Origin of the sequence: Spiroplasma endosymbiont of Atherix ibis (assembly GCF_964020005.1) — a bacterium.
GTDB lineage: Bacteria > Bacillota_I > Bacilli_A > Mycoplasmatales > Mycoplasmataceae > Spiroplasma_A.
In genome coordinates this window covers 85,537-99,560 of sequence record NZ_OZ026474.1, presented here as the reverse complement: position 1 = coordinate 99,560, position 14,024 = coordinate 85,537, and the positions used below count along the sequence as shown (strand labels likewise).

12 protein-coding genes are annotated in these 14,024 nt (G+C 24.3%); all 12 read right to left on the bottom strand.

Annotated elements, in window-relative coordinates; genetic code table 4:
* Positions 1-11 precede the first annotated feature (11 nt).
* Positions 12-1,214 (bottom strand): serine hydrolase domain-containing protein, encoded by a 1,203-nt coding sequence (locus AACK92_RS00495; protein ID WP_339021046.1) that lies wholly within the window; start codon positions 1,212-1,214, stop codon positions 12-14.
* Positions 1,207-1,887 carry an RDD family protein gene (locus AACK92_RS00490; RefSeq protein ID WP_339021044.1) on the bottom strand — a complete coding sequence of 227 codons (681 nt, stop codon included), beginning with the start codon at positions 1,885-1,887 and terminating at the stop codon, positions 1,207-1,209. The genes AACK92_RS00495 and AACK92_RS00490 overlap by 8 nt, the downstream gene beginning before the upstream one ends.
* A gap of 13 nt (positions 1,888-1,900) precedes the next feature.
* On the bottom strand, positions 1,901-2,866 hold the full coding sequence (locus tag AACK92_RS00485) for a glycosyltransferase family 2 protein (RefSeq protein ID WP_339021042.1): 966 nt from the start codon (positions 2,864-2,866) through the stop codon (positions 1,901-1,903).
* Between the two features lie 100 nt (positions 2,867-2,966).
* On the bottom strand, positions 2,967-4,328 hold the full coding sequence (asnS, locus tag AACK92_RS00480) for an asparagine--tRNA ligase (RefSeq protein ID WP_339021040.1): 1,362 nt from the start codon (positions 4,326-4,328) through the stop codon (positions 2,967-2,969).
* Positions 4,329-4,392: 64 nt separating this feature from the next.
* Positions 4,393-5,502: an alpha/beta hydrolase gene (locus tag AACK92_RS00475; protein ID WP_339021038.1), complete on the bottom strand. Its 1,110-nt coding sequence runs from the start codon at positions 5,500-5,502 to the stop codon at positions 4,393-4,395.
* Positions 5,503-5,526: 24 nt separating this feature from the next.
* Positions 5,527-6,306 carry a hypothetical protein gene (locus AACK92_RS00470; RefSeq protein ID WP_339021036.1) on the bottom strand — a complete coding sequence of 260 codons (780 nt, stop codon included), beginning with the start codon at positions 6,304-6,306 and terminating at the stop codon, positions 5,527-5,529.
* A 3-nt stretch (positions 6,307-6,309) separates the two neighbouring features.
* Positions 6,310-7,275, bottom strand: a complete 966-nt coding sequence (gene tsaD / locus AACK92_RS00465) for a tRNA (adenosine(37)-N6)-threonylcarbamoyltransferase complex transferase subunit TsaD (RefSeq protein WP_339021034.1) — start codon at positions 7,273-7,275, stop codon at positions 6,310-6,312.
* Between the two features lie 117 nt (positions 7,276-7,392).
* Positions 7,393-8,112, bottom strand: a complete 720-nt coding sequence (gene deoD / locus AACK92_RS00460; protein ID WP_339021033.1) for a purine-nucleoside phosphorylase — start codon at positions 8,110-8,112, stop codon at positions 7,393-7,395.
* A 68-nt stretch (positions 8,113-8,180) separates the two neighbouring features.
* On the bottom strand, positions 8,181-9,122 hold the full coding sequence (locus tag AACK92_RS00455) for an ABC transporter permease (protein ID WP_339021031.1): 942 nt from the start codon (positions 9,120-9,122) through the stop codon (positions 8,181-8,183).
* A complete protein-coding gene (locus AACK92_RS00450; RefSeq protein ID WP_339021029.1) occupies positions 9,106-11,013 on the bottom strand; it encodes an ABC transporter permease in 1,908 nt (635 codons plus the stop codon). Before AACK92_RS00450 ends, AACK92_RS00455 begins: the two co-directional genes overlap by 17 nt.
* Positions 11,006-12,553: an ABC transporter ATP-binding protein gene (locus tag AACK92_RS00445; RefSeq protein WP_339021027.1), complete on the bottom strand. Its 1,548-nt coding sequence runs from the start codon at positions 12,551-12,553 to the stop codon at positions 11,006-11,008. Before AACK92_RS00445 ends, AACK92_RS00450 begins: the two co-directional genes overlap by 8 nt.
* Entirely contained in the window at positions 12,546-13,964 is a 1,419-nt protein-coding gene (locus tag AACK92_RS00440) for a hypothetical protein (protein ID WP_339021025.1), read from the bottom strand. Before AACK92_RS00440 ends, AACK92_RS00445 begins: the two co-directional genes overlap by 8 nt.
* Positions 13,965-14,024 lie beyond the last annotated feature (60 nt).

Here is a 14,024-nt window from a genome sequence, read left to right as displayed (position 1 = left end):
ACAAAATACTCCTATAATTTCTCTACTATATTAATTTTTTTATTATTTTTTAAATCCTTATAAAGAGCTTCAAAAAATTCTGACTCTACTAATTTATTATGACCTGGTTTCGAACTTAACATTAAACACATTGTGATTCTATTTTTTGGATCTACAAGAGCTGTTGATCCTAATAATCCATCTCATCCAAATTCATCAATTTCTGTTAAAGGATAATTTTTATTTTCTACTCTTACTCTTACTCCAAAACCATAGCTATAATCTTGATTTAAATTTCATATAAAATTTTTTCTTATTTTTTTTAATTGATCTTTTGTCATATCATTAAGAATTTGAGAGCTCAATAATTTATTTCCTTTTGAATCTTTTCCATCTAAAAGAAAATCCAAAAATTTTATATAATCTTTTGCAGTTGTAAATAAACCTGCCCCACCCATTGGCATACTTGGAACTTTATCCAACTCTTGAATAAAAAAATTAAAATTTTCAATTTTTTTTAAATTAGGTTCATCATTTATTAAACTTCATTCATAAACCTTAGCTTCACGACTTTTATCTTTTAAAAAGAAATCACTATCAAACATTTTTAAAGGTTCAAAAATTTTTAATTTAACAAAGTCTCTAAAAGACTTTTTAGTTATTTTTTCTATAACAGCAGCAATAACATCTAAAGATAGACCATATTTCCAATTAGTTCCTGGTTCAAACTCTAAAGGTATTTCAGATAATTTTTTCATAAAAGATTCATAATTCATAAATTTATCATTTTGCTTTTTAGCAAAATTAGATAGTAAATTTGTAGTTTCCTTTTGAGTTTTATTTTTATTTCCAAAATATGTAAATCCAGATGTCATTGTAAGTAAATGACTAATCAGAATTTCATTTTTACACTCTATTACTTCATCTAAATTATTTTTATCTAAAACTTTCATATTTTTAAACTCTGGATAAAATTTAGATAAAGGATCTTTTAAAGAAACTTTTTTTTCATCAACTAAAGTCAAAAAAGCTGCAACTGTCAAAGTTTTTGTCATTGAATATGCTCTAAAAATTAAATCTTCTTTCATTAAACTATTTTTTTCTAAATCATTTATTCCAAAGCAATAAGAAAATATATTTTTTTTATTCTGATTAATTTTTAAAACAGCACCTGTAAAATATTTTTTTTCAACAATTTCTTGAATTTTTTTTATTACATTTTCAAAATTATTCATTTTCTTCTCCTATTATTTTATCAATTTCAGATACATCTACTTTTCCAGGTCTATCATTTTCTAAATGAATATGTTTTTTATAAATTTCCTTTTTTTCAAATATTAATATTTTCTCTAAATAATATACTCTTATATTTAGTTTTAAATCTACAGAAGAAATATTTTCTTCTTGCAAATATATTGTTAAAGGTATATATATAAATCAAATAGCTAAAAATGTATAACCAATACTATTTATAATTCTCAGTACAAAACTTAAATCTGTCTCTTTAGAATTAGTAAAAATTATAATCCCCATAATTATTTGAACTATAATTTGAAATAATAAAGGAATATATAAAAAATAAAACTCTCTAAATAATATATCTTTTAACTTAATTTTTGATTGGTCTTCTTTTTTTAATCTTAAATTAAAAATTAATTTCCCAAGTGTATTTCCTTTCAAAAAATAAGGAACTAAAATAAAATACACAAATAGTATAACCTGACTTATTGAAATATTTATAAGAAATGTTTTTCAATCATGAATGGGATTTAAAAAAGATAAAACTATTGTAGGCACTGAACAAATAATAATATCAAAAAGTCTAGATAAAAAAATTCTTCCCAAATGTGGTTTTACCAATTTATGAGAAGATTTTTTTAAATGAGATTTATTATTTTGTTTTTCCATAAAATTTACCTTTTTATTTTGCAAGTTTTAATAAATTCTTAATGTAAGTAGGAAAACTTTCAACTATTTCAATAAATTTAATATCTTTAGTTTTTTTAAAAGCCTCATTATTTTTTAAAAAATCTTCTCTTTTATCTTCAAATTTTCGATTTGCAAAACTCCCAGATTTTTTAATTAATAACTTATTATTATATTTTCTAATATTTCACAATCATATATGAATTAATGTTTTATAATAAGCATAATTTAAATAATCTTTTAAGTCTTTAAATTTTCCAATTCTTCTATAGTAATTTAAAATATGTGTTCATTGATTTACTAAATCGAATGCAGAATATTGAATTGGACCTAAAGACATTATTTCTAATGGTTCTGAATCTAAAAATAAATAAGAATCTGCTTGACCTAAAACTTTATAGACAAATAACATATCAAATCTTACAAATCTTCTAAATTTAAATCCAAATTTTTTTAATAAATTTGTTCTGAATAATTTATTTGAAATAGTTGCACTAATTTGTGCAAGTGGTTCATAATTTTCAACTAAATTATAAATTTTACCTTTTTCTAAATAAGTACCTATACACTTATTAGACAATCCACTTAATTGAACATTATATTCTATTAAATCAATTTCTTCATTTTTAAATTTACTTAAATTTTCTCTAAGAACTTTTACAAAATCAGAATTGATAGTATCACCTTGAGAAATAAACTTAGTATACTCACCTTCAGCTAAATCAATTGCAGTATTTCAACAAACTGCTGCTCCTTGAATTGAGCTATTAACAACTATTTTTAAATTATCAATATCTCAAAAATAATTTCTTAATATAGATAATTCATTATTTTCTTCTATCATTTTATCTGAAATTAAAATTATTTCATAATCTTTATCAGTTTGATCAAGAACACTTTGTAATGTGGCATTAATATTTTCTTCAATTTCTTGCCATGTAATAACAAACGAAACTAACACTTTTATTCGCCCCCTACTTATCATATTAATTTTACACTAAATTATAAATACAAATAATATTTTCAATGAATTTAAAATAAAAAAAGCAATTCAATTGCTTTTAAAATAGTAAATTTCTTGGAGTTCTTGGAAATGAAATAACATCTCTTATATTTGAAGCTCCTGTAATATACATTATAAGTCTTTCAAATCCTAATCCAAAACCAGAAGATTTATAATAACCAAATTTTCTTAAATCATTATATCAACTTAATTCTTCAAGATTGATACCCGTTTCCTTACATCTATTAATTATTTTATTATAGTCATCTTCTCTTTGACTTCCCCCAACTAATTCACCTATTCCAGGTACTAATAAATCTGCTGCTGCTACAGTTTTATTATCATCATTTTGTTTCATATAAAAAGCTTTAATTTCTTTTGGATAATCAACTACAAAAGTAGGACATTTATTTACAACTTCACATATATATCTTTCATGCTCAGTTGCTAAATCTAGACCAAACTCAATAGATGATTCTTCAAATTTATGTCCATCTAAAACTGCTTTTTGAAGAATCTTTATAACTTCTTCATATTTATTAACTACAAATTTAACGCTTCTAACATTATTCAATTTATCAATTAAACCCTCTTCTAAATTTTCATTACAAAATTCCAATTCTTCTTTTGCATTTTCAAAAACATAATTAATTAAATATTTTATAAGTTCTTCAATAATTTTTATATTTTCTTTTAAATCACAAAATGCCATTTCTGGTTCCATCATTCAAAATTCAGCTGCATGCTTTGAGGTATTAGAATTTTCAGCTCTAAATGTTGGACCAAATGTATAAATATTTTTAAATGCTTGAGCATAAGCTTCGCCATTTAATTGACCTGAAACAGTAAGACTTGCTTTTTTACCAAAAAAATCTTCTTCATATTTTCCATCTTGTCTTGTTGTAACTATAAAAGATTCTCCTGCACCTTCTGCATCATTTTCTGTAATTATTGGTGTATTAACATATACATAATTTTTTTCTTGAAAAAATTTATGTATCGCAAATGTTGCAACTGATCTAATTTTAAAGATTGACTGAAATGTTTTTGTCCTAGCTCTTAAATGAGAAATCTCTCTTAAAAATTCTGGTGAATGCTTTTTTTTTTGAAGCGGATACTCTTCAATAGACTGATCTAATAAAATAATCTCTTGAGCTTGTATTTCAAAATCTTGTTGTTTATCTGGTGTTAAAACAATAATTCCTCTTACTTCAACTATTGAACTAACTCTTGATTGTATTGCATCATTATATCCTTTAACATCTGATTTATAAACTACTTGTACATCTTTTATTGTAGTTCCATCTGTTAAAACTAAAAAACTTACAGTTTTTCCTTGTCTGTTACTTCTCACTCTTGCAATTAAAGTAACTTCTTTAATATTTTTAAACTCTAAAAATAATGTTCTAATATCTTTCATATTAACACTTCCTTTTTTATATAATAATATTATACAAAAAAAGAAAGTAAATACTATCTTATTTTTATTTTAGTAAAATAGAAATTTCATCTTTTTTTTCCAATTCTGCTAATTTTCAATCATCTATAATATTTTTAAATAAAGTTTTATCTTTTTCAAACTTAGAAATAAACTCTGCCATTTTATAATTAAAACTTTTAAAATGATATCTAATAGCTTGTGTGTGCATTGAAAAATTAAACATTAAAAAATCATCTTGTTCAAAACTTCTTTTAATTATAAGTTCATAAGTATCTGTAGGACTTGTAACTCTATCATCTGTTGAATGGAAAAATAAAGTTGGAAATAAATTTTTATTTCCCTTTTTTTCTAATAATGTAAAAAGATTTACTTCATGAAGATTTATATTAGATTCTTGCTTATTTTGTTTTTCAATAATTTTATTAATAAATTTTTTCGTTTTTATCTTAGGAATTACTCACAAATAAACTTTTTTTATGTGTAAAAATAAAGTAAATATACTTGCATATGCAACATCAGAAATAATAAATTTAAAATTTAGTTTTTTTAATTCTTCTTGATAAAGTACTGAACAATAATTTGAAACAAAACCTCCCATGCTTGTACCCATAAATGCAAGCTGATCAATTTTTCGATTTTCTTTTAATCAGTCAACAGCTCCCATCAAATCAAAATGCTCTTTACCTCCCATTGTTGTAGAATAATTTTGAGATTGACCATGACCTCTAAAATCATATGAAATAATATTGTAACCCATTTTAACAAATGTCATAGCATGGTGTAGGGCTCATGATTTATGTCCTGCAAATCAGTGAGATGCAATAACTCACTTATTTGAATTCTTATTTGGCTCATAAATTAAACCTGCAAGTTTAATATTATCTCTTGATTTAAAACAAAAAAGAGAGACATTTTCAAAATCACCTATTTCAAGTTCAGGTCTTTTATAAAACTTTCTAACTATTTTATTAGTAGTTAGAATCTCTTTTAATCATTTTCTATCTTCTTTTGTTTTATTAAATTCTTTAATTTTTTTAGAAACCTTAAAATTTGATTCAGAAAAAGGTTTCTCCATAATTCCATAAAAAGTTTTAAAACCTCTTTTAATAGTATTTATAAGTTTATTTTTTCTAATTCTTTTCTTTTTTTTCATAAATTAATTATAACTTATAAAAAACTAATTTTCAGAATTTAAAAAATGATAAATCAATAAATCATTAAAATAATTAAAAGGAACTGACTGAGAAATATGTCCTTTATAAATGCTTTCATCTGAATTATCAACTATTAATGTATGTATTGAACTTAAGTATTTTGTAACATCATAAGAAGCAATCTTACCTGATATATAAATTATTTTTCTTTTCTTTTCTCCAAGTTCTTTAATTATATTATCTAATCTTGATGAATTACCATATCTTGTTAGAAAAATAAATACATCATCGCTATTTGAAAATTTTACTCTATCTTTTATAGTATCTTGATCACTGTCTAATAAATAAACATTAAATCCTATTTTATAAAAAAAGTTTGATAATTCATGTGCTGGACCTCAAAGCAAATTTTCTCAATAACAAAAGAAAATTCTTTTTGAGTTTTTAATTATATTTAGAGTTTCAAAAATAGATTTTTTTTCAATTAAAGCATAATTTTGTTTAATTATATTTATATACCCTGAAACAATATTTTCATCATTCTTTGCCACATTAATTTCTTGATTTTCAGCATCATTTGCAAGTGAAATTGCAAAATCTCTAAATCCTTTAATATTTAATTTTTTTAAAAGTCCATAAATAGCACTATAACCTGTCCCAGCTTCTTGTGCCATTCTTTCAATTTTCATATTTGAATCAACAATTTCCTTTAAATGATTTTTAATATATTCTACAATTTTTTTTTCTTTTATTGTTAAATCTTTATCATCAATCGTTGTCAATTTACTTAAAAATGATCTCATATATTATAATCCTCCTTGATTATCTTTAGTTAAAAACTCATTAGTTAATTCTGCAATCATAGCTGCATTATCTGTACAATACTCTATTTTTGGAATAATGATTTTACTTATATTATATTTATTTCCTATTTCACAAAATTTATTTCTAATTGCTGTATTGGCACTTACACCACCAACAACTGTTATTGATTTTGGTTTAAATTCTTTAACAGCTTTTTCAAATTTTAACATTAAAGTATCTAAAACAGTTTTTTGAAAACTTGCACAAAAATCTTCAACTATTAATTCCTCTTGTTTTTGATTTAATTTACTTATAAGATTTAAACTTGCAGTTTTTAATCCTGAAAAAGAAAAATCGTAAGTATCATCATTTTTACTAATAGGTAATATATATTTAGTTGAATCCCCTTTTTGAGCCAACTTATCAATTTTTGGACCACCTGGATATTTTAATCCTAAAACTCTAGCCACTTTATCATAACATTCTCCAACTGCATCGTCTTGAGTAGATCCAATAACTTTAAAATCTAAAGTTTTCTCTAATAATTGTATTTGTGTATGACCTCCACTTATTACAAGAGCAAGAACTGGATATAACATTTTTTCTTCAATATTTGCTGCATAAATATGTCCTTGAATATGATTCATTTTCATAAGTGGCCTATTCAAATATATTGCTAATGTTTGTGCAACTAATTTTCCAATAATTAAGCTTCCTATTAGTCCTGGATTTGAAGTATAAGAAATATAATCAATATCTTTTAATTTTACTTTACTTTGATAAAGTGATTTGTTTAGAACTCAATGAAAATTTTCTACATGCAATCTCGAAGCTAATTCTGGTAAAACTCCACCAAATTTTGAGTGCTCTTCTATTTGACTTGAAATAACATTTGACAAAATTTTGCCATTATTCATGATTGAAATACTAAACTCATCACAACTTGATTCAATTGCCAAAATTTTCATTTAAATACCCCTTTTATAAAATTATTAATATTTTACTACATTTTAAATAATATAATAGAATTTTTTTCCAAATAAAAAAAATTACCAAAATTTTAATTTCTGGTGATTTTACTAATTTTATTTAAGTTCCAAAGAAGTTTCCAAAGCTAATTCAATCATTTGCAAAAAATTATTTTGTCTCTCTTCAGCTGTTGTAACTTCTTTTGTAATAAAGCTATCTGAAATTGTTAATAAACAAGCTGCTTGTTTATTAGTTACAATAGCATTTGCAAATAAAGCATATGATTCCATTTCTACTACATCTAAATTATTTTCAACTGCAAATTTCATTGAATCTTCATATCTATAAAAAACATCAGATGAATGACATCTTCCTGAATGTAATTTAATATTATTTTTTTTAGCCACTTCTTCAATTTTATTGAATACGTTTTCTCCTGATTCAAGAATATTTGAATCAATATTTGCAGCAATTTTTGCATAATTGTTTTCGCCAAAAGCTTCTTTAACATTAAAAACATCATAGACATTTATTTTTTCATTATAACTTCCAGCGCTACCAACTCTAATAATATAATCAACATTATAAAATTTAAATAATTCATAAGAGTAAATACCAATACTTGGACAACCCATACCACTTCCTGCAATAGTTATTTTTATATTTTTATAAGTTCCTGTATACATAAACATATTTCTAGTACTATTTACAAGTTTTATATCTTTTAAATATGTTTCTGCTATTTTTTTCGCTCTTAATGGATCTCCTGGCATTAATACTATATTTGCTATATCTTCTTTTTTAGCTTCAATATGAGGTGTAGGTATATTTGACATATTATTTCTCCTTTTCCAAATTTAATTTTAAACAAAAAATAAAAAGTTTAAATAAAAGTTTTTATTTTTTATTTTAAAGTTTTATCAAATGGGATACCATTTGATTTTGGAGGTTTTGATTTTCTTGCAAAAATCATCATAACAATAAGTGACATTACAAATGGTAATATTCTTAACAATGATGAGTTTTTAGTCATTCACTCATTATTTGTTTTCAAAAATGGCAATTGTGTTCCAAGTCCAAATAAAATTGAAAATACAAATGCAAATAATGTAATCATACTTACTCTTCATTGACCTAATATCATAATTGCAAGTGAAATGAAACCATAACCTTGAACTGATCCTGAAAAACTTCCTAATAATCTTGATACAACAAATATACCTCCAGCTAATCCAGCAATGGCACCAGATAGTATTATGCATCAAAATCTATATTTTATAACAGAAATACCTGCTGCATCAAGTGCATGAGGATTTTCTCCCGCTGAAATATGTCTTGTACCTGTTTTTGTAAAAGTAAAATAGAAACCTACAATAAGGGAAATTATAATAGCGATAATTAAATAAATTGTAAATATTTGATTAACTCCTTTATCAATAGCTATTGGTAAAAAACCTGTAGCAATATAATTTTCTGAGCCTGTAATTGTAGATGTTGCCAAAACTAATGCAATACCTTGTGCAAGTATATTAATTGCAGTACCAGATATAATCTGATCTCCTTTTAATTTTATTGCTGTAAAAGCATGTAATAAAGATAATAATCCTCCCATAATAGCACCAATTAATAATCCTATTAATTGTAATCATTGACTTGGTTGTGACCTAGATGCATGAACTGCATAACCAAAAATACTATAACCAAGAGCTCCCATAGTCATAAATCCTTCAATTCCAAGATTTACAACACCAGATCTCTCTGAGAACATGCCAGCAATTGCAGCTAGCATAAATATAACAAAGAAAGTAGTTGTATCAGCAAATAATCCACTAATGAAGTCTGTCATGTTTTTCTTTCACCTCCATTAATTTTTCAAAATATTTCTTTTTAATATTAAATTTTTCTTGTTGATTTGAATTTTTTATATCATTTTTATACTCTATTAATAACTTATTTAAAAAATCCTTAGCCTTTTTAAATGAATTAATATAATTTTTTTTATAATTATTTATTTTATTATTAGAAACATTAATTATTTCAAGAGATTTTGTTTCAATACTTTTTTTATAAGCTATTTTTTCGTTTTGAATTTTTTGAATTTTATCAAAAGATTCTTTTTTTAATTTGTCAATACTTTCTAATAAGTTTGAATCATTTATCATAGATTTTTTTAAAAACTTAAGTTGATTTTTTATATTTCTTTTTATTTCTTTTATTTGAGTATTAAAAACTTTATTTTGATCTTCAAAATCACTTATTTGTTTAATAATATTATCAAGTGCTGAAAAAATAGATTGAAATTTTTTATTACTATAAGATAACTTCAGTCCCTTAATTGAACTTTGTTTATATATTAAATAACCATTTTTAATTAAATCATTAATATTCTGTTTTAGAATTTGAATATTTTTATGATGTTTTTTATAATGGAAAATTTTAACTTCATTATATAATTCTTTAAGTGAAGCAATTTTATTTTTGTCTTCTTTATTAGTTTTTAAAATTTTATTTCTAATTTCTACCAATTCTTCTAATTGAGAAATATTTTTTAAAAATAATTTTTGTTTTTTAATTTCAGCTTTATAATCAATAATTTGATTTTTTGTTACAATATCTTTTTGAACATATAATTTTTCTTTAATTTTTTGTAAAGGATTAAATTTGAAAAATAATATATATAAAGTTGAACAATAAATAATAATACCAAAAATTAAATCTGCAACTTCTGGTTGCAAACTATTAAGTTCTGGTGTAGTAATAGCTACAGCTGCTCCTTCTTTAAAAATTCCTCAAAATAATGCTATAGGTACAATACCTAATACATTATTGAAAGCAACTAGTGCAACAGGAATTCCATCAAATCCAATTTGAGGAACAAGATCTTTACTAAATGTTAAACTTCCTTGAATTAAGAAATAATAGAAAAATCCTCCGATACTTATAAAAGCGCCTTGTGCTGCCATTACAATTAAAATGTAATAAGAGCTCTTAATACCTGAATATTTAGCAACACTTGGAGACATACCTACAATTTTTAGTCTATATCCAGTTGTTGTATATGAAATAACAATATATGTTATAACAACAGCAAATAGTGCACAAAGAACACATAAAGCTCAAACAGAGTTTCCCATCATAGCCATATTTTCATTTAAAGAAGGAGTTGACGCTGCATTACCTATTATTGTCATATATCATTTTAATAAATATCAAAATGTTCAGTTTAATAAAATTGATGATGCAACTTCATGAACATTTAAGTAAACTTTTAAAGCTCCTGTCAAAGTTGAAATTGTCATACCAGACAATACTGTTACAAAAAATACTAATGGAGCATATTTAGTATCTAAAATCATTTGTCCTGTTACCGGATCTTTTGTTCCTAAAGTATTTGTAATAACAAAAGTCATTATTAACCCTGTTAATATTTGTCCTGAACCTCCCATATTAAATATTTTTAATTTAAAACCAAGTGAAAGTCCAAGGCCAATTAATGTATAACAACCAAAATAAACTAACGTTCTATTTATATTTGTTGTAAGAGATCTTGAAATGGCTGTTCAAATAAATAAAAAACCATTTTCTCCGTTACAAAATACAAATAAAATACCTACTATTAAACCTATTAGTATTGAAATAACTGATGCTTTAATAAGACTTAATTTTTCTTCAAAAGTTGAAGACTTAACAAGTGCTTCAGTTTTTACTTTCACTGTTCAAAATTTTATTTTAAACATTTGCAGTTTCTCCTTGGACTTGTGAAACCATTAATCTACCAATTTTTTCTCTTGTTGCCTCTTTTTTATTCAATTTTCCAACTACACTACCTGAGTTAACAACAATAATTTCATCTGCTAATTGTAATACCTCTGAAAGTTCATAAGAAATTAATAATATAGCTTTTTTATTTTCTTTTGCTCTTAATATTTGTTCATGAATAAACTCAATTGAACCTATATCTAAACCTCGTGTTGGTTGAAAAATAATTATGAAATCATTTTCTCTTGAAAGTTCTCTACCTATAATAACTTTTTGTTGATTTCCTCCAGACAAGTTTCTTACAATTGTAAAACCTGCATCAGCATTTCTAACATCATAATCTTTAATAATTTTTTGTGTATGATTTTGAATTTTAGCAAAATTTACAAATCAACCTTTACTATATTTTTCCGTTCTAATATCTTGTAAAGTTGTATTGTTTATAATATTTGAATCTAAAACTAAACCATGTTTATGTCTATCTTCTGGAATGAAACTCATTTTATGTAAAAGATATCTTTTTGAAATTGAAATTTTTGTAATATCTTTTTTTCTACAAAGTATTTTACCACTGATAGGTTTAACTAAACCACTGAGAACTTCAACTATTTCATTTTGTCCATTGCCTTCAATTCCAGCAATTGCAACTATTTGCCCTTCTTTTATTTCTAAATTAAAATTCTTTAATCCAATTATTTTGTGATTGTTATGTTTTCTAACATTTATATTTTCAAATTTAATTACAGTTTCTCCTGGTTGAATTGTTGAGTTATTCTTAACTTCCACAATTTTTCTACCTACCATTGCTTTTGAAATTTCTTCAATACTTGTTTTTTTAAGATCATAAGTTCCTACAAACTTACCTTTTCTTATAACAGTTGCTTTATCAGCTACTTTTTTAATTTCAGCAAACTTATGTGTAATAAAAATTATAGTTTTACCCATTTTTTTAAATTCTAACATTACTTCTAATAAGCCTTCAATTTCTTGAGGAGTTAAAACTGCTGTGGGTTCATCAAATACCAAAATATCTACATCTCTATATAAAATTTTTAATATTTCAACTCTTTGTTTCATTCCAACTGATATATTTTGAATTTTTTCATTTAAATCTACTTCTAAATTATATTTTTTCATAAGTTCAGTTGTTTTTTTAATTACTGCTTTTTTATTAATAAATTCTCATCCTAAAACATTTTCTACTCCTAAAGCAATATTTTTTCAAACAGGAAGAATATCAATTAATTTAAAATGTTGATGAACCATTCCAATTCCTAACTTTGTTGCTTTAATTGGAGAAGTAATAATTTCTTCTTCACCATTAACTTTTATTATTCCTTTAGTTGGTTGATAAATTCCAAAAAGAATAGACATAAGAGTAGATTTACCTGCTCCATTTTCTCCAACTAAACAATGAATTTCTCCTTTTTCAACTTTTAAAGTTATATCTTCATTGGCTATAATTTTTTTATTAAAAATCATAGAGATATTATTCATTTCAATTGCATAATTAGCCATTGTTTTGGTTACCTCCTGATTTGTCATTTTCTTTGATTGATTTAGCATAATATTTTATAACTTTTTCATTAATTATGCACTTACCATAATCATTTTTATTAATAGTTTCAAATAATTTTATTGATGCTTCACTCAATGCTTCTGGTGAAAATATTTTTTTAATATTTGTTGCAGTTTTTAAATCAAGTAAATTTCTTCCTCCAGATGACATATTGCCCCCTACTCATAAGGTTTGACCTTCTCAAGATTCCTCTTTAGATAAGTCAACCGTTTCAAAAATACCTTCTTCATTTTCTCTAGTTATAGAAATTTTATTTTCTAAATACTTTCCTACTTCATTTGTTATATTATTTTGAGTACTTTGACTATTATATTGATTTATTCAATATTTTGTATGTGAAAGACCAGCTATTGTTGCATTTGTAAGTTCTTTTTCAGCACTAGTTATGAACATTCCTTCATTTTGAGGAAAAGCTTCTGCTTGATTTGTATCAACACCAACTATTTTAACAGTCTTACCCCCATCATTTGTTTTTGAAAGTCCAATTACATCTAAAGTCTGTGGACCTGCAACAGGCATAATAACTGTAGCTTTATTTTGAATTAAGTTCTTTGTTACATTCATTCCATCACCTTGAGCAAATGATTGTGAAAATCAAGATGAATCTGTTAAATCTTTTGGTAAGTCTTTTTGAGTACGCTTAACTTCTCTTTTTAAACTCTCTTCACTGAGAGCAAAACCACCTTTTTCTATAGGTTTTAACAATTGTTCTTTGCCCTCTTTGTTTGTTTTATATTCATTAAACAACTCTATTGAAGCTAAATAACCAACAATAAAGCTATCAACAGCTTGAGGATTTGAAATTCCCCCAAATGATCCTAAAGAAATAGTTTGATTATCAGTATTCTTTAAAGATCAAATAATAGCAGACATTCCCGCATAAAATCCTGAAATATCTCCTCTAAAACTAAATCCCAATTCATTTTTGTTAGAACTTCTTCCATCTAATATGATTGTTGAACCTTGTTCAACATTTTCCATTATCTTTGGTGCTAAATTATTTCCTTCTCCTGGAATAGCATGATGAAATCCTGGAAGTAAAATTGTTTTTGCTCCATTATTTTTTGCATTAGTATATTGATTTTTTAAAACTTTTGTACTAGCATTTTCTGGTTCAATTTTTGATATTTTTGAGTTTTTAAATTTTGAATCTATATTACCAACAACTTGCTGTAAAAATTCATTCCCAGCTTTATAAGTAGATTCATTAAAAGATTTATCTAAAATTTTACCACTATCTGTAACTAGATAAATTTCTGCTATTGCAGAGATTTTACTACATGATACAAGACTAGAAGTTGATGATAAAACAACAACTCCCACCATTAATCCTGAAAGTAATTTTTTCAATTCATTTTTCTCCTATACTTAATTTGCGTAAATTAACTTCAGCTATTATTCATAAAAAAA